This window comes from Desulfovibrio sp. JC022 (assembly GCF_010470665.1).
Classification (GTDB): domain Bacteria; phylum Desulfobacterota; class Desulfovibrionia; order Desulfovibrionales; family Desulfovibrionaceae; genus Maridesulfovibrio.
In genome coordinates this window covers 327,910-348,458 of the sequence record NZ_VOPZ01000001.1, presented here as the reverse complement: position 1 = coordinate 348,458, position 20,549 = coordinate 327,910, and the positions used below count along the sequence as shown (strand labels likewise).

The 20,549-nt window shown below is 48.1% G+C and carries 20 protein-coding genes; 6 read left to right on the top strand and 14 right to left on the bottom strand.

Translation table 11 applies throughout. From position 1 onward, the window contains the following. Positions 1–169 precede the first annotated feature (169 nt). From FMS18_RS01470 to FMS18_RS01455, 4 genes are read left to right on the top strand one after another with little or no spacing between them, the layout of a single operon-like run. On the top strand, positions 170–874 hold the full coding sequence (locus tag FMS18_RS01470; protein ID WP_163291962.1) for a response regulator transcription factor: 705 nt from the start codon (positions 170–172) through the stop codon (positions 872–874). After that, the gene (locus tag FMS18_RS01465) at positions 871–2,802 is read left to right on the top strand and encodes a TonB-dependent siderophore receptor (protein ID WP_163291961.1); all 1,932 of its coding nucleotides are present in this window, start codon (positions 871–873) and stop codon (positions 2,800–2,802) included. Before FMS18_RS01470 ends, FMS18_RS01465 begins: the two co-directional genes overlap by 4 nt. Then, on the top strand, positions 2,790–3,350 hold the full coding sequence (locus FMS18_RS01460) for a YfiR family protein (RefSeq protein WP_163291960.1): 561 nt from the start codon (positions 2,790–2,792) through the stop codon (positions 3,348–3,350). Before FMS18_RS01465 ends, FMS18_RS01460 begins: the two co-directional genes overlap by 13 nt. Next, positions 3,347–4,858: an ATP-binding protein gene (locus tag FMS18_RS01455; protein WP_163291959.1), complete on the top strand. Its 1,512-nt coding sequence runs from the start codon at positions 3,347–3,349 to the stop codon at positions 4,856–4,858. Before FMS18_RS01460 ends, FMS18_RS01455 begins: the two co-directional genes overlap by 4 nt. A 12-nt stretch (positions 4,859–4,870) precedes the next feature. On the opposite strand, the gene FMS18_RS01450 is transcribed toward FMS18_RS01455, so the two are convergent. The 8 genes from FMS18_RS01450 to FMS18_RS01415 all read right to left on the bottom strand — a co-directional run bounded on the left by FMS18_RS01450 (position 4,871) and on the right by FMS18_RS01415 (position 12,630). Further along, a complete protein-coding gene (locus tag FMS18_RS01450; protein WP_163291958.1) occupies positions 4,871–5,929 on the bottom strand; it encodes a TrkA family potassium uptake protein in 1,059 nt (352 codons plus the stop codon). A gap of 77 nt (positions 5,930–6,006) precedes the next feature. After that, on the bottom strand, positions 6,007–6,258 hold the full coding sequence (locus FMS18_RS01445; RefSeq protein ID WP_163291957.1) for a DUF805 domain-containing protein: 252 nt from the start codon (positions 6,256–6,258) through the stop codon (positions 6,007–6,009). 119 nt (positions 6,259–6,377) lie between these two features. After that, a complete protein-coding gene (locus FMS18_RS01440) occupies positions 6,378–6,959 on the bottom strand; it encodes a LysE family transporter (RefSeq protein ID WP_239060916.1) in 582 nt (193 codons plus the stop codon). A gap of 71 nt (positions 6,960–7,030) precedes the next feature. Beyond that, positions 7,031–8,764 (bottom strand): bacteriohemerythrin, encoded by a 1,734-nt coding sequence (locus FMS18_RS01435; protein WP_163291955.1) that lies wholly within the window; start codon positions 8,762–8,764, stop codon positions 7,031–7,033. A 181-nt stretch (positions 8,765–8,945) separates the two neighbouring features. Next, the gene (locus FMS18_RS01430) at positions 8,946–9,257 is read right to left on the bottom strand and encodes a glycosyltransferase family 2 protein (protein WP_163291954.1); all 312 of its coding nucleotides are present in this window, start codon (positions 9,255–9,257) and stop codon (positions 8,946–8,948) included. Further along, positions 9,257–10,369, bottom strand: coding sequence for a radical SAM protein (locus FMS18_RS01425; protein WP_163291953.1), 1,113 nt, complete (start codon positions 10,367–10,369; stop codon positions 9,257–9,259). The genes FMS18_RS01430 and FMS18_RS01425 overlap by 1 nt, the downstream gene beginning before the upstream one ends. A gap of 85 nt (positions 10,370–10,454) precedes the next feature. After that, positions 10,455–11,630, bottom strand: coding sequence for a sensor domain-containing diguanylate cyclase (locus tag FMS18_RS01420; RefSeq protein WP_163291952.1), 1,176 nt, complete (start codon positions 11,628–11,630; stop codon positions 10,455–10,457). Beyond that, entirely contained in the window at positions 11,620–12,630 is a 1,011-nt protein-coding gene (locus tag FMS18_RS01415; protein ID WP_163291951.1) for a BMP family ABC transporter substrate-binding protein, read from the bottom strand. Before FMS18_RS01415 ends, FMS18_RS01420 begins: the two co-directional genes overlap by 11 nt. A 221-nt stretch (positions 12,631–12,851) precedes the next feature. Between FMS18_RS01415 and FMS18_RS01410 the strand changes: the two genes are divergently transcribed. Next, a complete protein-coding gene (locus FMS18_RS01410) occupies positions 12,852–14,204 on the top strand; it encodes a diguanylate cyclase (protein ID WP_163291950.1) in 1,353 nt (450 codons plus the stop codon). A gap of 78 nt (positions 14,205–14,282) precedes the next feature. On the opposite strand, the gene FMS18_RS01405 is transcribed toward FMS18_RS01410, so the two are convergent. Then, entirely contained in the window at positions 14,283–14,732 is a 450-nt protein-coding gene (locus FMS18_RS01405) for a MarR family winged helix-turn-helix transcriptional regulator (protein WP_163291949.1), read from the bottom strand. A gap of 120 nt (positions 14,733–14,852) precedes the next feature. Between FMS18_RS01405 and FMS18_RS01400 the strand changes: the two genes are divergently transcribed. Next, on the top strand, positions 14,853–15,299 hold the full coding sequence (locus FMS18_RS01400; protein ID WP_163291948.1) for an isoprenylcysteine carboxylmethyltransferase family protein: 447 nt from the start codon (positions 14,853–14,855) through the stop codon (positions 15,297–15,299). Between the two features lie 200 nt (positions 15,300–15,499). On the opposite strand, the gene FMS18_RS01395 is transcribed toward FMS18_RS01400, so the two are convergent. The 5 genes from FMS18_RS01395 to rnfG are packed head-to-tail and all read right to left on the bottom strand — an operon-like array spanning position 15,500 to position 20,546. Next, a complete protein-coding gene (locus FMS18_RS01395; RefSeq protein ID WP_163291947.1) occupies positions 15,500–16,537 on the bottom strand; it encodes an FAD:protein FMN transferase in 1,038 nt (345 codons plus the stop codon). An 11-nt stretch (positions 16,538–16,548) separates the two neighbouring features. After that, positions 16,549–18,663 (bottom strand): RnfABCDGE type electron transport complex subunit B, encoded by a 2,115-nt coding sequence (locus FMS18_RS01390; RefSeq protein WP_163291946.1) that lies wholly within the window; start codon positions 18,661–18,663, stop codon positions 16,549–16,551. Positions 18,664–18,690: 27 nt separating this feature from the next. After that, positions 18,691–19,266: an electron transport complex protein RnfA gene (locus FMS18_RS01385; RefSeq protein WP_163291945.1), complete on the bottom strand. Its 576-nt coding sequence runs from the start codon at positions 19,264–19,266 to the stop codon at positions 18,691–18,693. A 14-nt stretch (positions 19,267–19,280) separates the two neighbouring features. Continuing rightward, positions 19,281–19,967: an electron transport complex subunit RsxE gene (gene rsxE / locus FMS18_RS01380; protein WP_163291944.1), complete on the bottom strand. Its 687-nt coding sequence runs from the start codon at positions 19,965–19,967 to the stop codon at positions 19,281–19,283. Positions 19,968–19,976: 9 nt separating this feature from the next. Beyond that, positions 19,977–20,546 carry an RnfABCDGE type electron transport complex subunit G gene (gene rnfG / locus FMS18_RS01375; protein WP_163291943.1) on the bottom strand — a complete coding sequence of 190 codons (570 nt, stop codon included), beginning with the start codon at positions 20,544–20,546 and terminating at the stop codon, positions 19,977–19,979. Positions 20,547–20,549: the final 3 nt, after the last annotated feature.

Genomic DNA, 20,549 nt, shown 5'->3' with positions numbered 1-20,549 from the left:
GAGGTAAAGAACGTTTACATGGGAAATATTTTCATACCCTGCTCAAATTCTGGACACTATAGACAAATCAACTCTTTCTTAACATTTCTTAAGTTATTTAACACTTATTTACACTAAACTTATTTGCTTATCCCTTCTAAACACATAGTATGCCACGCAGGAGAACATTATGAACAAGATACTTCTTATCGACGACGACCCGGAGATGGGGGAACTTTTATCCACCTATCTGGACGGCGAAGGTTACAGCCTGCACCACAAATGCACTGCAAAGGAAGGGCTCAAATCATTCGGCAGCGGGGAATACGACCTTGTCCTGCTGGATATTGTCCTGCCTGACATCAGCGGGCTGAATGTGCTGGAAAAAATCCGGCTGGACTCAACAATCCCGGTAATAATGCTCACCGGCAAGGGAGACGAGGTTGACAGGGTTGTCGGTCTTGAGATGGGTGCTGACGACTACATCTGCAAACCCTTCCCTTTGCGGGAACTGCTGGCCCGCATGCGCGCTTCCCTGCGTCGCTCCACCATGACGCCGCAATCAGCAAGCATCATCCCCACTTCACGGGGAAAACTCAAAGTCGGCGAATTGGACATCAACCTTGATTCCCATTCCATTCTGGTCAAAGGAATCGAAACCCACTTCACTGCCGCAGAATTCAGCATTGTCGAACATCTGGCTTCCAGTTGCGGAAAACTCATCGAACGTGATGAACTTATGGAAATAGCTCTCGGCAGAAGTGCCGACTTTGACGATTATGTACTTAATGTACACATGAGTAACCTGCGCCGTAAGATCGGCGACTCCGTTTCCATCAAGACCATCCGCGGACGCGGCTACATGATGACTTCGAGGACTCAGGCCGAAGCATGATCCGACTGCGGCTGGCAGTTGTTGCCCTCTCTCTCTTTATTCTGGCCATGGTGGCCGGAGCCGCACCAAGTTTCGCAGAAGACAAGGATGTCTCTGCTGAACTGGAAAATCTTGACCTTGAAGACCTGTTGCAGGTCGAAATGGTCTCCCCTTCCGAACGCAAGCAATCCCTCGAAAATATAGCCGGTTCATACACCATCCTGACCGAAGAAGACATCAGACGCAGCGGAGCCAGATCGGTTCCGGAAGCACTGCGCACGGTTCCCGGCGTGGTCGTTACCCGTACCGACACAGACAAATGGGCCATCGGAGTCAGGGGATTTTCAGGCACATTCAACAGCAAACAACTCATTCTGGTAGACAACCGCCCGATCACATCCCCATATTTCCACGGGGTTATCTGGTCCAGCCAGAACCTGCCCATCCAGATGGTCAAGCGGATTGAAATTATCCGCGGACCATGGACCAGCCTTTGGGGCTCGGAATCATTCAATGGGGTAATCAATGTAATTACCAAGTCAGCTGCTGAAATGCAGGGAAACCAAAGCGTTACCACAGCCGGTACTGACGGGGTAAGCCAATTCATCCGCAAAGGCGGACATATTTCCGAAAACGCAACTATAGCCGTATACGCCAAAGGCGGATATGAACCGGGCACGAATTACCGTATCCGAGGACGCACCGAAAAAGGCTCTACCGACTGGACAACCGGAAGCGGTGGATTTCGAGCCGACTGGCTCAACGCATATACCGACCAATTCTCGCTGCAAGGCCAGCTTGCAGGTTCATCAATTACGGAACACTCCCCTCCGGGCAACCCCTTTTCAGCCAATAAGGATAAGAGTGATTACAGCGGCTATACCCAGATTCTATGGGACAGAAAAACCGGGGCCCGCTCCGGTATGCAGTTCCGTAGTTCCTACACCCGGACTGAAATTACTGTCGCCGATATGGAAAACATGTCCAACACAGTTGACGCGGAATTCATATATTCCAACGAACAATTTGAGGACCATTTGCTGACCTTCGGGGTCGGAGGAAAATATTTCTGGGACGACTTTAAGCAAGGCGAAAAAGTACAAGTTTCAAACGATAGTATATACAGGCTGGATTTCAGTGGATTTGCTAAAGACCGCATTACCCTCATTGATGAAAAACTTTTCCTGACCCTCGGCCTAAAACTGGATTATTCCGGTGATTCCAGCTTAGCCCCCCAACCCACGGCCCGGCTTCTGTATATGGAAGATGACGAAGAATACTGGGTGGCATATTCATACGCTAACCGCAAACCGGGTTACTGGCTGCGCGACGGAAGCTACCGAATCAGGGTAAGGGACAAAGAATACACAATGGATTTCAGCGACGACCTTGATAATGAGAAGTTGAATTCCTTTGAAGCCGGGTACCGCAAACTCTTCAGCGAAACCCTGAAGCTGGATGTCTCCCTGTACATGAACAGCTATGACCAGATGGTCACCTTCAGTTTTGACGACGACACTAGTACTGCTACCCCGATAAGTGGACTGAGTGGTCTTTCCTATGGAACTGAAATAGCATTTGACTGGCAGCCATATTCATTCCTGATCCTGCGTCCTTCCATTGATATTTCCAATCAGGACTTTCAAAAAGTTCCGGACGGAATTCCCGGATTTTCACCGCCGCTGAACACCCCGCTCTACAACCTCAAGCTACAGGCCTTAATAGAACTGGCTAAGAATTGGGAATTGGGCCTATTCACATCATATTTGAACAGCATGGACGACAAAGACCTTTCCACCGGATTCGGTTTTGATGCCCGTCTGGCGTGGCAGGCCCGTAAAAATTTATCCCTTGAACTAATCGGTAATAACCTGCTGACCTCTGCCGATGAAAGTAATTTCTCCCCTGTGGAACCATCCTGCACGCTGAGGTTGACATGGGACTTCTAAAAATCCATAAAATTATGGCAATTACAGTTGCCGCCCTTTTTATGGTATGTTCCATGCCGGAGTTGCCCGCCCACGCCCGTGCTAAAAACGGACATCAGCGCAGGATCAAGGTAACCCAGCCGCAATTGCAGGCCCTGTTTATCAAAAAAATCACCAAATATGTGCTCGGTCCCGACAAACGCAGAGTTACTGCCGAACGCCCGGTAACCGTAGCCACTATCGCCCCGAAAAAACTTTCCCGTTTCTTCCGGAAGCCGGACAAATTCAAGCTGGTTCGCTGGCCTGACGAAGAAAGCAAAGTCCTTTTCGTCGATGTGGACAACCCGCGTATTATTGCCGCTGTACTAAAAAAAGTAAAAGGCAAACCGATCCTGACCATCGGGCAAAGCCCCGACTTCCTGCGGTTAGGCGGGATGATCAACCTTGTGGAATCCGGTTCGCGCTTTAAGTTGCAGGTCAACATCTGCGCCGCGCGCAAGGCAGGGCTGACCATCAGTTCTAAATTGCTGAAACTCTCTGAAATATATTGCGGAGACACCCCCCAATGAAAAAATACCGGAACAGCATCGGGCGCAAAGTAGGCCTTGCGATTCTGGGTACGACCATTGCCGCAGTGGTGATCTCCATGACCCTTAATATCGCGTCTTTTTTCCATTCCTTCAGGCAGGGCACCATTAAAAAAGCAACCTCGCTGACGCAGGTGCTGAGTACTTCAGTTGCCCCGGCCCTTGATTTTGATGACCGGGATTCAGCAACAGAGGTGTTGGAATCGCTTACCCTTGTAGGCAACTCAGTGGGCGCGACAATCTTTACCCCGGACGGGCAGGTTTTCGCAGGATTCGGAACACAGGCAAAAAAACTTCCTGCAAATAAAACGGAAATAATTGAAGACTTCAACCGCTACCGCATAATTCAGGAAATCCGCTCCGGTGATGAATTGCTGGGCTATATTGTCCTTGACGGCTGCTTCACCGACCAGTTGGACTGGTTCTTCCAAAATCTGGCAACTTCCGGGCTTATTCTGGTCACAGTTTTAACTACTTGTTTTCTGGCCACCAGTTTTATCCGTAAAAAACTAACCCAACCTATCGGTCAATTAACCGATACAGTACGAGAAATTTCAGAAAGTAAAGACTACACCCGCCGGGTATCCTACCGCAGTGATGATGAAATCGGCTATCTGGTTACTGAATTCAACTCCATGCTGGCCAAGATCGACAAGCGGGACCAGTGGCTAAACAGCCATAGGGAAATGCTGGAAAACATTGTGTCGCAGCGCACCAAGCAGTTACGATCAAAACAAGCTGAACTGGAAAAGAAAAATAAACTGCTGGTGCAGCAGATCCATGAAAGACGCACGGCAGAAATGATTCGCGACGAGGTAGAACGTATCAACAGGCACGACCTTAAATCCTCGCTGAACCTTGTCATCGGTTACCCGGAACTTTTGCTCAACAGCGAAACCCCGCTAGCAGAAGATCAGCGCAAATATATTAAGCGTATCGCTTCGGCTGGCTACCGCATGCTGGACATGATCCAATTTCATCTGGACATGTTCAAGATGGAACAGGGGATCTACCGTTTGAAAACCATGCGTGTGGATCTGGTGGACCTGATGACCTCACTGGAAGAAGAAATGGCCCTGCTGCTAAACCAGTCCGGGGTAAAACTTTCCATCATGCTGGACGGCAAGGAAATTGAAGGGGTGGAAGAATTGTTCCTGACCGGGGAAGGAATGCTCCTGCGCACAATGTTCCGCAATCTGATCAAAAATGCTGTGGAAGCCTCCAAAGAAGGTGACACTGTAACCATCGCCATCAACAGTGGTCCGCCCGTTTCAATCAGCGTTATGAACACCCTTGCGGTTCCAGAAGAAATCAGGGAAAGATTTTTCGACAAGTACGTTACCCTCGGAAAAGAGGACGGAACCGGACTTGGCACATACTCCGCCAAACTCATTGCCGAAACCCACAAGGCAACGATAACAATGCACTCAGCTGAAGCCACCGGGACAAAAGTCACAGCCAGTTTTATGGATGAAAACAGCGCGGCCTGAACTTCCTGACAATCAACCCTGCTCAGCGTAGTAAAGACCCTCGGAACAGCCGAACAGTTCGTTCAAACGGTCCACATTACGACCTGAAGTAAGAACTATCAGATAATCCCCAGCCCGGACCGGCAAGGAAAACGGCGGCAGCTTGTTCAGCTCATGCCCCTGCCCGATATCCTGACTGACCCCGATAGTCAGCACGTTAAAAGACTCGCGCAATTCTTCAAAAATTTCCCCGTAACTCTGCCCGTCATATTTGCTGCCTTCCTTGATAAAATACTGCTGCACATCATAATCCTGATTACCTGAAGCAGAGGAAAGCAGGTCTTCATTAAACAGGGCAACACTGGGCTCAAAGATGTAGCTGGCTACAATTTTTGAAGAAATGTCATTACGGCAGATGGTGAAACTGACCCCGGCACTGGTGAACGTTTCCTTTAATTCGGAATTGTCGATGGTCGCCACAAAAGAAAGATGGGGATGGTATTTTTTGGCGTTAAGCACAAAAACAAGATTGCGGGTATCGTCCCCCAGATTGGGCATGAGCGAGACAGCCTCGGCGGCATTGGCTTTTTTCAGACATTCCCGGCAATTCATATCCGAGAAAATCACAAAGACCTGTTCCCGTGAAAAACTCTCGTAAATAAAATCAATATGGTCCTTATTGTCAGTAACAATGCAGACCTTTTTCCCGGCATGGACCAATTGGGTGACAACATCTTCCGAGAATTCGTTCCAGCCGACAATGACCACATGATTGCTAAAACCTGTTCCGTCAAAACCCATTTTACGCCTCTCCGCCAAAACCTGAATATGTTCGGTGAGCCTGCCGATAAAGTAACCTAGAATACCGATGCTGCCCAGCACCATGGTCATGGAAATGATCTTCCCGGCAACAGACGTAGGGTACAGATCCCCATAGCCCACAGTGGTCAGGGTGACCAGCGAATACCAGAAAGCATCAAAGATGGTTTTGATGTTGGAATCCGCATTGGCTGATTCAAAATAATAGATGAGCAGAATAGTGGCGAGGTAGCCAAGCAATGCCGCCCAGAAAAAACAAGTGCCCTTTTTCATGCTCTATTTTTAGCATTTTAAAGGGCACATAACAATGCGGCTGGCACTGTTCTTTATGGTAAAAAACAGGATTTAAATTAGTCAGGCTGCTTGATGCTGTTAAATCTGCGCACAATCAGGGCGATACATGGAAGCATGGTTCCAATAACAAAAAGTCCGCTGACAGTATCGACAACCTTTGCAAAAAAAGGATGGTCAACAGCAAAACCAAGAAGAAGAAACACGCCGAGGATTGCAAAATGAATCACGGCAAAGTGGATAAACTCTTCACGGCTGGCCTTTCCATGAAAATCATTAAACTGCTTAAGGATCGCTATATATTTTTTCATTCTTTTTTCTCCTGTTCTAAAAAACTGACCGTTGTTCGGTCTGGGAACTTTTCGGATCAAATCTAAATTGTGTCAAGAATTTTTGACAGAATCAGGAGGGAATTCTACAGGACCAGCTGTTATCCGGTAAAAAAGATCAGCCCGCCCAGCAGAATAAGAATAGCCCCGGTAACCTTATTAATAAGACCTATATTGCCCCCATAAATACGCTGCACAACCGCAGTATTCAAAAAAAGCACAAACAAGCCCCAGCCGAAAAAAGCTTCCAGCACAATAACCGAGCCGTAGACAGCTTTCTCGCCCAACCCGGCACCCGGCCCTACAAGCTGCATAAAGATGCTGATGATAAACAGAGTTACTTTAGGATTAAGCAGGTTACAGAAAAGCCCGTCCTTTACGCCTTGCATGAAAGTTGTACCGGCGGGACACTCAGAGGATGCTTCCAAGTCCAGTCCACCACGGTCAGTAAAACAACGGTAGCCGATATAAAGAAGGTAAGCTGCCCCGGCGTAACGAAGAGCATTGTAGATAAACGGATTACTCTTGAGTACGAAGGCCAATCCCAATACGGAAAGGCTGACATGAAAGGTAAGCCCCATGCAGACCCCGAGAACACAACCGTACGCAGCGGGAGATCTGCGAAAAAAACCACGCCCCTTAGCGGAGGCACCGCATCCGGCATGATGGATAAGCAACATCATATCCGGCCCCGGACTCATACGGCCTAAGAAACATATTGTAAGTAAGGTAAAAACTGTTTCAAGCATTATCCCTACTTGACCCCATGACTGTTCAGGAATGAGGTATATTTCATATCCTCGCCCTGAATATGCTCGATAAGCCAGTCTTTGAGAAATTTCATAACGTCCATGGTCACCTTAGCCTTACCGCTAAGCAATGCAGCTTCAAATTCAAGGACCTGATTGACGAATTTACCGTGCAGTTTTTTGTGTTCGGCAGTTTGCGGGTAGCCGAGGCGATCAAAGAGCTTTTCCTCAGTACTGAAATGATCCACGGTGTAATTTTTAAGCTCTTCCACCAGACGCTTCATCACAGTATCGGAAGCGCGGTCACGCATGGCCTTATGCAGTCCGTTGATCATGCCGACCAGTTTTTTATGCTGCACATCAATGGCCCGGACATTGACGGAAAATGCTGAATCACTCCAAGTGACAAGTTCATCCCCGGCCACAGCATCAAGGTCGCCTCCGGCCATACCGTGGATCAGCCCGTCCAGTTCCTGAACAAGGCTTGAAACTTCCAATAAAATCTGACGGGCCTCGCCCATTTCCTCTGCTGTTTCCTGCGCTACATGGGTAACGTCTGAAACCGCGCTGTTGATCTCTTCACTGGTGGCAGACTGCTGTTCGGAAGCAGTAGCAATGGATTCCACCTGCTCGGAAGTAGACTCAATGATAGTCACAATTTCCTGCATGTATTTACCGGACTCAACCGCTGTCTCAGTACCGGCAACAATATCTGCTGCCGCACGGTCTACAGAGGCTACGTTGGTCTTGGCATGCTCCTGAATATCGGTAATGGCGTCGCCAACTTCTCTGGTCGCTTCCATGGTTTTCTCAGCCAGTTTGCGGACTTCATCAGCAACAACGGCAAATCCTCGCCCGGCCTCCCCGGCCCTCGCAGCCTCAATGGCAGCGTTCAAGGCCAGCAGGTTGGTCTGGTCAGCAATATCATTAATGACGTTGATAACCCGGTCAATATTCTCAGCACGCTCACCAAGCTGCCCCATAGTCTGCTTAAGGGAAAGAACTTCGTCTTCAACCTTTTTAATGGCATCCACAGCGTCATTAACACCACCTGCACCGGTGGCGGCATTTTCCCGTGACTGATCGGCATTGCCGGCAGCAAGGGAAGCGTTCCTGGCTACCTCGGCAACAGTGGAATTCATCTCTTCCATGGCGGTGGCGGTTTCGGTCATACGGTCACGCTGAACCTCAACACCTTCGCTGACCTTTTCTATCCGGTCACTCAAATCGCTGATATCTGAAAAAATACGTTCGGATGAATCTCCGGCCTTATCTGCAACTTTACGCATGGAGGATAGAAGCCTTTGTGTTTCTTCTTCCTTATCCCGGCTGGTCTGCAAGGCAGCCTCAATCTCAAAGGCCTTTTTATGCGCCTCATCGCTAAGGGACTCAGCTCTTTTGTTGGCTTCTCCCAAACTATCGATCATGGAACAGACTGCTACTTTAAGTTCCTCCAGTTCATGCATGTAAAAACCGGAGCATTCGTTGTTAGCCTTCCCTTTCTGAATATCAACAGCATAATCCCTTAAATTTTCAATAGGCGAGATAACATTGCGGCTGATGCTGTAAGTAATAAAAAAGGTCAGTACAATACTGGCCGCAATACCGACAAGCAATACCGTTGACGACGCTGACCCCATGCTAAAATCAGGACAAAAAACATAAAGAATCAAGCCGATAACAACAGGGATAAAACCAAGAGCAAAAACCGAAAGTTTAAGGCGGGCAGATAAATTCATGTATGATACCTCTGATTTCTTCAAACATTCTTGATTAAGAGAACTCGAAATAACATCATCATATTCAAAAATAAAATTATTTTCGTGTGACAGACGTTTTCAGTTGATTTCGTTTTCTGAGCAACACCTACTTAGTAATCATTACTACTTAGGTCAAGGATAAAATAATCAAAGAGAATAATTAATGCCTTGCTACAGCGGCCTCAAGCCAGCCTTCACGGGGGTATGCATCGTCATCCATAAACGCAATAATATCTCCCCGGGATTGCTCAAAAGCAACATTACGACGCACATTGGCGTGGGTCTCGACGCAGGGAATCAGCTTAAAATCATACTTATCAGTTTTAAAATCCACACCGGCAACATCCCCCGCACAAAGCACTTCAAATTCAACTTCGCTATCAAGCGCATCAAAAGCTTCAAGACAGCGGATCAGGGCCGCGGGCCGGGAACAAGCAATAATTACACTCAAACGAAGGTTGGCTGAACTCATTACTTTCTCCTGCAAACCATGCTGCGTAATGCTCCAAAACCGATGAATGCAGCATCTTTCACATTAATCACCGAAGCACTGTTGATCGCGCAGGTCCACGTACAATTGCACTTACCCTGTCCTAAACGGATTGCACAAAATTCATAGTAACGGTCTCCTTTCAGGATGCGGGCAAGCTCATAATTTGACTCGCGGAGATTGCCAACCGACTCCCAAAGAGGCTCACACGGAAAAACATTTCCCTCCTGGTCAATAACCACTATGGATTTACCTGCGCGACAATATGCTCCGGTATCCCGTTCACCTAAAGCTGCCTGCATCAACCTTTTACGGGACAACTCCTTGGAAGCAGCAATGGCTGCGGTAAGCAGATCCATACGTGAAGAAAAGCCTGCTCTGTCCAGCACCTTCTCCACTGCCGGGATATATTTTTCAAGCTGAATACGAACTTCGGGATTATCATCTCCCGGCTCCAGCATCTGTTGCGGAAAACTGAGATTGAATCGATCGCAACGGGCAACATCTTCAAACCATGCAGCCAGCTCATCCAATTCATCGGCATTGGACTCCAGATAAAGACCGTTGCCCTTAATTTTAAAATTATCATATCTTCGCAAAAATTCGAGTGCTGCAAGAGTTTCCTTTACCTTGTCCAGCAGCCCTGAAATACCCCGTATATCATCATGCCTATCGTCAGGATGATATACGGACAGCTGCAATTCAAAATGCACTGACGAATTAGCCGGAACCAACTTTCCAAGAGTGGAAACCATACGCGAGGTGTAAAAAAAATTGGAAGGGATATCGATGGCCTGAACATCGCAGTGGTCTATGAAGGTTTGACAGATTTCTGCAAGGTCTTCACGAATAAAAGGTTCGCCCCCGGAAATGGAAAGAAAATGGAGCGGCCCGTAATTTTTAGCTATCTTATCATATTCACTGACTGAAAGCTCCGCAGAACGGGCAGTGGGATTATCAACAGAATGTTTGTAAAGACAAAATTCACAGGTTGCATTGCAACGTGCGGTCACGAATAAATTAAGGGTCTGCGGCAACAGACCCGACTTGAACGGGAGGAGTGCTGTTCTGGTAAATAATTTACGATTTCTCATGCCCGACGCATAATACAACAATATTTTTGCGGCAATATTTTTTGCAGAGCATTACAGAACTGTAATTTTAAGAACGGAAAAAATTTTATTCAACCGGACCAAGAACGACTCTATCCCTTCCATCAGCCTTAGCCTTATAAAGGGCCTTATCTGCAATATCCATGAGTCCCTCAAGCTTTTCCGAGCCATAAAACCCGGTAAATCCGACGCTTACGGTAACTTTCTCACCATGGGGGAATTCATGTTCTGCTACGGCCTTCCTTAGCCTGTCCAGCAAACGAAGAGCATCCTCGGACGGGGTCTCAGGCATGACCAGAACAAACTCCTCTCCGCCGATACGAGCCAAAAGATCGGTCTTGCGGATTCGCCCTGAAATGATTTCAGAAAATTTTTTCAAAACTTCATCACCCACCGGGTGACCGAAATTATCATTGATGGATTTAAAGTAGTCGATATCAAAAATAGCGAGAACCAACGGGTGTTTGTAGCGACCGCTAAGCCAGAGCAACTTTTCCACCTCACCGTAAAAACCACGCCGGTTGGGCAGCCCGGTGAGTTCATCGGTAATAGCCATCTCCCGCATGAGGCTGAAAGTCTTGTCCAGCTTGGTACGCATATCATCAAGGGTTTTACCCAGCATGGAAAATTCATTATGCCCCTGCCAGCGGTAAGGAATTCCCAGTTCACCCTTGGAAAGGACTTCCACCTGCCGCATCAATCTGTTCAGGGGTCTGAGGACCTTGAAATAAATAGCCGGAATAATCAGCAGTAATCCGCCCACAAACATGGTCACAAACATGACTATAATATGATTGCGTTCCTTCTCTATTCGCGGAGTCACCCAGTCTTTATCCACCGCAACCAGTACATAACCAAGTTCTTCGCCGTTTTTGACTACATACTTTTTTAATTCCTGAGTTTTGAACCGATGTTCAGGAGTCACCTTGGAAACACGCAATAGGTACAAATCATAGATTGACGAAAAAATTTCAATTTTTACAATTCGCTCATCCTGCAAAAGAAAACTAGCTATATTGCGTGCTCCCTCCGGGGAGAAAGAAACCATTGCATCTTCAGCACTATCAATCAGGGTATCCAGAGATCTCTGGTTAAAATCGTTAAGTCGAGCCTTCATCTCTTTTTTTTCCAACTCAAAAGAAATAATCAGACCAGCCGCCAGCGGGACAATAAGCCCGAGCAGCATGACCTTCAGCAAAAAAAAGGTGATACTATGCAGTCTTGTAACGTATTTACTTATCATAACTCGGACAGGTCGGATTTTCAGTGTACTCGTCCACTACAATTTCCCCGAGGACTATCTTCTTTCGTAAATTTTCTATTCTGCTGCGCATTTCAGGGGTGACCAGAATTTCGTTATGTTTATCGAACGCTAAACCGACGGCTTCCTGTGCCAAACCAAGGCGTTTATAGTTATCCCGCCAGATCCCTCGTTTAGCAAGCATCAGAGCGGCGAAAATAGCCTTATCCGTATGCTTGACCATGGAGGTGAGCACACTGCCCGGATAAAGACCGTTCTGGTTGATATCCACACCTATGCCGAGCTTTCCCCGCGCAGCACAGGCTTCCAGTACGGCGGGCCCGGCTCCCCCGGCAGCTTGGTAAATCACATCCGCACCCTCATCCATCATCTCATTAGCCAACCGGGAAGTGGCGTTTCCATCAAACCATGCCCCCTCATAATTACCGGTAAAACCTTTGAGAACTTCAATATCCTGCTTAATATATTTTGCGCCCTGAGTGTAGCCGCATAAAAAACCGCGCTGGAAGTCAGTATCCACCACCGAGACAAAGCCTATTTTGCCGCTTTTGGAAACCATTGCCGCCAGGGCCCCGGCAAGAAAAGAACCTTCATGATCAGCCAGAACAAAGGAATAAACATTAGGCTCGTCACGGACAGTATCAAGGACAATAAAGCGGGTTGCAGGATACTTACGCACAAAAGGAACCATGTCCGGAAAATGGTTTCCGTACATAAGGAAAATCGGAGAGTACCCCTCATCAGCGAACTTTGTAATCGTATCCACGTACTCTTTGAGGGTCATACCTATTTCAATTTCCGTGCACTCCTCACCGGTCTTGACCTTGAACCTCTCAACTCCTTTATGGATTGAGACACTGAATGAATTGTCTTCAACTTTGCCCTGATAAACAAGCACCGGCTTGAATTCATCCGCATAGGAGTTAAAAGGCGATAATATGAAAGTTGAGAGAAGTATCAATAGTACAAAAACATATCTCATCAAACACCCGCTGATAGACAAAATTAGTTTCACACGGCAACATACCGATCATCTGTATTTTCAAAACAGTTTGACTTTATTAAACAATACGTCTTTAGCCGCAAAAATCAAGAAAACATTATTGCAGCTTATTATGATTTTTTCTCTGCACCTGATACTCTTGTCATAGAATAATGTTTACATTAATAAAAACACTATTTTCAATATCTTCTGGAGAATCAATGCGTTCAAGTATATATATTCTGGCTGTATTTCTTCTTTCGGTACTGCCGATACCAACTGCTCAGGCAAAGGACATTCCCGAAACTCTGGTTATCACCAACTCAAATTCATGGCCTCCGTACTCTTTTGCAGGGGAAAACGGTGAGCCCAGAGGTTTACTGGTCGACCTTTGGCGTGAATTCGAAAGACAGAACAATGTAAAAATTGAATTCATACTCGCAGACTGGGCAGACACTTTGAAACTGATTCAAGAACGTAAGGTCATGGCCCATGCAGGACTCTTCGAATCAGCACAACGCAGCAAATATCTTGATTTCACCCACCCGCTGAGTCTTCCTTTAAACACAAGACTCTTTATTTCCACCAAGCTGAACATCAAGGGCCTGTCAGATATGGGGAATATCTCCATAGCTGTCACAAAAGGAGGCTACGTTGAATCTTTTCTCAATCGACTATATCCCGGATTAATTCTGGTTCCCTACCCTAACAGCCGGGAAGGGATTGAAGCTGCTGTTCGCGGAAAGCATCTGGCCTTTGCAACGGATTACCCTGCTGCCATGTATCATCTGCATAGGCTGGACGCATATGACAAATTTTATGTTGCAGACACCCTGTACACAAAGAAACTGAGTGTCGGAGTTCCAAAAGGTCAGACAGAACTTCTAGAATTTATTGAACATGGAATGGCAAAAATCCCCCCGCAGGAATTTGACCGCATTACCCAGAAATGGATTCAGACAACGACAATAACCCCTGAATGGCTTATGCCTACAGCAGTCTCCGGCCTTGTAATTATGGTTGGCGGATTCGTTTTCATTTATATATATTTCTTGAAGCGGCAGGTAGCCGCAAGAACAATGGAACTCCAAAAAATGTCGCAGACCGACATGCTGACCGGGCTGTACAACCGTAGGAAAATGGATGAAGTCCTGCAACGCGAATTTGACCGTTTCAAACGCTATAAAAGACCGCTCTCGCTTATTTTGATAGACATCGATAATTTCAAGGAAATCAATGATACATACGGGCATGCAGTGGGAGATAAAGTCCTTGTCCGCTTTGCTGGGATTCTTTTATCCAGCACCCGCAGCATGGACCGTATCGGACGTTGGGGAGGTGAAGAATTTATTATTGTCTGCCCGGAAACAACCGTATCTGAAGGTGTCATAATTGCTGAAAAACTACGCAGCCACATTGAAAATTCGCAATTCAACACAATAGGCGGCAGCACCGCCAGTTTCGGGGTGACTGAAATAAAGGACGACGATGATTTCATAAGTATATTTGTCCGTTGCGACGCAGCCCTTTACAAATCAAAAGAAAATGGACGTAACAGGGTCAGTGAAGGCTGAAATTGTTTCAGCCATAAGAAACCAGAACTTTTTTCTTGATCTCTCAAATTTAAAAGAAGCCGACAACAGCTTCAGTCCCTACTCCTTATTCCACTTTTCCAGTGTTTCCCGCACATCGGTCAGTAACCTCGTTGCTGTGAGCACATCATCTGCAATAAAATCCGGAAAGGCTTTTTTGATGATTTCGTTCTCAGCTTTTTCCGACAACTCATACAATTCCCGGCCATAATCGGTCACTTCAAGTAACTTAGCCTTTTTGTGCCGGGGGTTATCAATCATCCGCACATATCCCTGATCAACCATGACAGTAGCCCCCACCTGCACTGACTGCCGGGAAACTCCGCGCGCAAAGGCTAAGTCAGAGACCGTCATCGGTCCTGATGTAATAAGATGCGCAAGATTAATCTTCTGGGCCTTACTCAGCCCGCTTTCCATGTGGATGGATTCCTCCACGCCCTCTACCGCTTTCCAAGCCCCGTACAAAGACTTGAAGAACTCATGAAGCATTTCTCCGTCTGCATTTTTCATAACCAGACCATTAGCACAGAATTTTTTTTATGACAACATCAATGTCGTTTTGACAACAAGGTTGACAAAAATAAAAGCCGAACTTATTTATTGGATAAACACATGCCACAGGAGGCAAAAATGAAGTTTTATCCATTACCCCCCATGCTGTTCTTCTTCAGCATCATTATGATCACTATGGCCTCTATTGCTGATCTTACTCCCATCAGCAGACCGGAGTATCTCACTTGGGCCGGCTGGTTCCTGATCGTAGCGGGAATGGCTTTCTGTTATTCAGGTTCTATCCTATTCAACAGATTGCGGGCAAACATCAGTACTTTCAAAGACCCCAATAAACTGGTTGTCAGCGGTCCGTTCAGGATCAGCCGTAATCCCATGTATGTAGGCATGGTCGCAGCCTTGCTGGGCACCACCCTTGTGGGCGCAACCTATGTCGGAATCGGATTCTTGTTACTATTCATAATGATTGTGGCAACGGTCTACATTCCCTTTGAGGAAGGCCGTATGATTGCTATCTTCGGAGAGGAGTATGAGGAGTATTGTTCGAAAGTAAGACGTTGGCTGTAAGTAACGGGCTGGAAGAGTGAGCTTCCAGCCCGTTCGGCTTTCATGGGGACAAGGTGATCCCATGTATGAGGCTGTCGTATTCCGAATTACTGAGTTGTTGCCCTGAACGGTGTGAGAGTTACCGTCCCTTACAGTGTGCAGGAAACCATTCATTTAGGAGGTTTTAAGCTCCCTGCATCCGGAATCGACTTTATATTATTTTAAATCCCGACCAGAGTTCCCCAATTGCGGGAACCAATCTTAGCACCGGATGAACCGGAGATCAGACATTCACTTTTATTCTGCGCATTAATGAAACGAAGCGCACCTTTCTGGTTCATGGCAAATGCCGAAGTAGAAAGCGCATCCGCCTCCATCACCGTGGGAGCAACAACCGAAAGGCTGGTGCCCTGACGTGATGAAACCGCTGTTTCAAGTTTAAGAACGTGATCATGAGAATGATCGGCATCAAAGTAGAATTCACAGCCGCCGGAAGTTGCCACAGCTGAATCCCTAAGCTGAATCACCGCCGAGTATCCTCCTTTACCGGAAGGCTTCTCAATGGCGACGATCCACGGCTGTCCCATAGCACGTTCACCTCGAGCACGGATATCACCGCCTGCGATAATCATGTGGTTGTCCACACCGTTTGCCGCCAGAATATCCGAGGCCCGATCTACAATGTAGCCGCGCCCGATCCCGTCAAGAGTAACGGCCATGGAGTTTTTGCTGAAGCTGATTCCATTGTCAGAAACATTTACGGAACCAGATCCGACCAGAGCCATTGCATCATCAAGATCACTTTGACTCAGCAGCAACCTGCCCTCAGAATCACTGTTATCACGAAGCATTTCCAGAACAGGCAGAACAGTAGAATCAAATGTTCCGTTGGAACGGTGATAAAACTCTTGGGCCTTTTCCATTACTTCACGCAGTTCTGGTGGCACATCGCACAACTTTCCGGTTTTATTGAGCTGGAAAACCGGAGTGCCGGAATGATGACGATCAAAAATTGCGGAAAGCCGTTCTATCTCGCTAAAGGCCAGAGACACGGCCTGCTGGGCCGCATCTTTGGATAGATGCAAAGCTACGAGAGTAACCTGTGTTCCCATGAGGAACCGGGTCTCACTCTGCTTGTGCCTTCTGTCACCGATTCGCAGGGTATCCGCCAATTTCATTGCCGCAGCCAGCGGATGGGCAATGGAGGCCGCCTTTGAACCGAATGATTTAGCGAAGGAACGGTTAACCGCATTTTCCATGAGCTGACTCCCTACTCCTTGCCCTGCTCGCTGAACTTCTGCACGTCGGAATCCTGTGCGTATTCCGCACCGGCTTCGGCATCGTAGCAGGTCAGGCCGCAACGCAGGCAACGACTGCCTTCCTTGCGGGCTGCTTCATAGACAATAGAACCTTTGACTTCTTCCTTGAATGTGGACTTACGTTCTTCAACGGTGATCTCGGGAACATTGATTCTCGGGATGGTGTAGGTCACGTCCATATTCTTGAGAATGGATTCGGGAATAACACGCAGCTGGGGATTTTTAGGCAGAGGAATTTCACCTTCAGTGATAAAATGGTGAATTCCGCGGGCAGCCATACGTCCGTCAGCAACGGCCTGAATAATGATGGAACGACCGGTATGCAGTTCGCCGCCAACAAATACGTTGGGCATGCTGGTCTGCATGGAGGTCTTGTCGCAATCAATACCGCCGGTCTTTTTGTTAAGCTTAAAGGGAATTTCGCCTTCAGCATCCTTGAACGGAGTCATGTCGGGCACACGGTCGGTAGCGACGATGACCAGATCGGCATCAATAACAGCTTCAGTGCCTTCAACAGGCAGGGGGTCGCCAAGGGCCTTTTTGGGGTCTTTGTACTGAACTTCAATATATTCAACTCCGCTGACCTTACCGTTCTCAGCAATAAAACGGGAAGGCTTGGTCAGGTAAAGGAGTTCACTGCCCAGTTCGGCAGCGCGTTTAACTTCGTTTTTGTTAGCAGACATCTTGCGCTGGATGCAGCCCACCAGAGCGGTTACATCACAATGGAGACGTGCTGCACTGCGCACAACGTCCATGGCGGTGTTGGTGTCGCCGATAACCACAATTTTCTTGCCTTTGAGATCGGTGATGGACTTACCCACTTCCTCAAGGAAAGTAACTGCGTCCATAACCCCTTCAGCCTGAGCATTCTCAAGTTCGAGGGTGGGAACTTTCCACGCCCCGGTCGCGATAAACACGGCTTCAAAGCCGTCACGCTCAAGAGTCTCAAAGGTAATATCCTTACCGAATTCAACGCCGTTTTTAACTTCAACGCCGAGATCAAGGATGGTCTGGACTTCCCAGTCAACAACCTTTGCAGGCAAACGGTACTCGGGGATAATTCCCTTCATCATACCACCGGTCTGTTCGCGCTTTTCAAAGATCACAGGTTCGTGACCGATGCGACGCAGAAAGTATGCTGCGGAAAGACCTGCGGGACCGGCACCGATGATAGCCACTTTGTGGCCGGTGGGCGGGTTGCAGTTCAGGTTTACGCGGTTACCGGAATTCATTTCCCAGTCAGCCACGAAACGATGCAGGGTGTGGATAGCCACACCATCGTCAGCAATGTTACGACGGCAGATTGTTTCACAGGGTGCGGGGCAGAGACGACCAACAGCAAGCGGAAGCGGGTTGCGTTCCTTCATGGTCAGCAGTGCGCCGCGCATATCACCGTTTTTCATCTGGTTGATATAGGTACGAACATCGATCTGAGCCGGGCATTTCTGCATGCACGGAGCCAGACAATCGTCGATTTTATTCAGATGGAGCAGATCCATGGTCATACCGCTCACGCGGATGGCTCCGGTGGGGCAGACTTCAGCGCATTTGCCGCAGGAAACGCAAGCGTTCATATCGACAATAGGGACGCCCTCTTCGTTAAGGCGGATGGCATCAAAGCCGCAGACCTTTACGCAGGAAGCAAGCCCGAGACAGCCGAGGCCGCATGATTTTTCACCGCCGTAAAGCAAAGCTTCAGCGCGGCAATCTTCAACGCCTTCGTACTCGAAGAGCAAATTTGCGCGGGAACCGCCGGTGCAGATATTGTTGGCAACCTTGGGTTCCTTGAAAGAAGCTTCAAGCCCCATTATGGATGCGATATTCTCGGCAATTTCAGGACCGCCGGCTACGCAGATCTCAGGACCGGCTTCACCCTTTACAATAGCACCGGCAGCAGCGGAACAACCGGGGTATCCGCAGCCACCGCAGTTTGCGCCGGGGAAACATCCTTCGACTTCAGCAATGCGGGGGTCCTCCTCCACATGCAACACCTTGGATGCGGCAGCCAGTACGGCTGCGGCGGTTAGACCGAGCAGGAATAGGACCAATATAGAAGAAGTAACCATAACTAAATATTCTCCTTGCTTAACCTGTTAAGCAGCCATGCCCTGAAAGGCGAAAAAGGCCAGAGACATGATCCCTGCCATGATCAGCGCGATGGGTACGCCCCTGAAAACATGGGGAACCGGAGCAATGTCCAGACGTTCACGAATGGACGAGATGATAACCAGCGCAATGAGGAATCCGATACCGGAAGCCAGCCCATACATCATGGACTTGAAGAAAGAATATTCGTTACGCTGAACCATGATCGCCACACCGAGCACCGCGCAGTTGGTGGTGATCAGCGGAAGAAAGAGTCCCAGAGATTTATACAGAGGCGGGATGACCTTTTTGAGGAACATCTCAACAAACTGTACCAGTGACGCAATGACCAAAATAAAAACGATGGTCTGGAGGTACTCGATTCCACAAGGGATGAGTATGTACTGGTGCAGGGGCCAGGTAATGGCGGTTGCCATCAAGGTAACAAATATAACCGCTCCGCCCATGCCCATGGCAACATCGGTAGACTTGGATGTTCCCATGAAGGGGCAGGCACCAAGGTACTGAACCAGTACGATGTTGTTGATGAAAATGGCGGAGATAAAAAGCAGAAAGTATTCCATTTTAGCACTCTCCCCTATTTATCCTTAAGGTTTTCGATTCCGCCGCAGGCACCACAAGAGGCACAGGAGGAATTCATTACATCCGGCGGGGTCTCACCCTTCTTACGGCTCTGGTACCTGTTGAAGGCATTCATACCGGCAAGGATGACACCGAGGCCGACAAACGCACCGGGAGCCATGACCATGAAACCTGCGGGATTAAATGATTCCCACATGACCGGAACACCGAAAACAGTTCCGGCACCAAGAATTTCACGGAGAGCGCCAAGAAAGGTCAGGGAGGCGGCAAAACCGATTCCCATACCCAGAGCGTCGGCAATGGAGAGGATCACTCCGTTCTTGGAAGCGAACGCTTCAGCACGACCGAGGATCAGGCAGTTAACAACAATCAGCGGAACAAAGATGCCCAGCTTCTGGTAAAGCGGATATGCGTAGGCCTGCATGAGCAGCTCAACCGTAACAACCAGTGATGCGGTGACAACGATGAAGCAGGCGATACGAACTTTCGCAGGGATAATTTTTCTGATGCTGGAAATGATCAGGTTGGACATGGTCAATACAAAGATGACCGCCATTCCCATGCCTAGGCCGTTCTCCGCAGAGGAGGTAACAGCCAGTACGGGACAAAGTCCCAGCAGAACTCTGAACGGAGGAAGCTCATCCCAGAGTCCTTTTGCAAATTCTTTTACTAAACGGCTCATGGTTTCTCCTTAAGAGTTCTTCCAAATGTTGGTGATCTCAGGCTTGATGGACTGGTAGACCTCAATAGCCTTGCGGACAGCGTCCACAGTACCTACGGAGGAGTAAGTCGCCCCGGCGATAGAGTCGATGTCCCCACCCTTCTTGGAAACCTGCATGGAATCAAGACCGTGGCCTTTGAACTTGTCGGTAAAGGAAGGTTTCATAACCTTGTCACCGAGACCGGGGGTCTCAGTCTGGGTAGTGATGCCGATGCCGATCAGTTCGTCTTCATTCACATCAAAGCCGACCATAACGCCGATGTCGCCGGAGTAACCGGGAGCAAAGGCTTCAAGGGCGATACCGACCAGCTTGCCGTCCTTCATGGCCGGGAAGACAGTCACATCTTTTATTTTCACACGTTCCTTAATGGGGTCGTTGTCACGATTTTCAAGGACTGAGAGCAATGCGGGACCCTGCACATAAGTCAGGACCTGCTGTTCAATTTGGGATTTGGTGGCCTGCTTCAGGTTAACCAACACCGCACCGGATGTGGCGCAGATTATGGAGAGGACCACGAGCATATGAAGTATTTCGCGCATGAC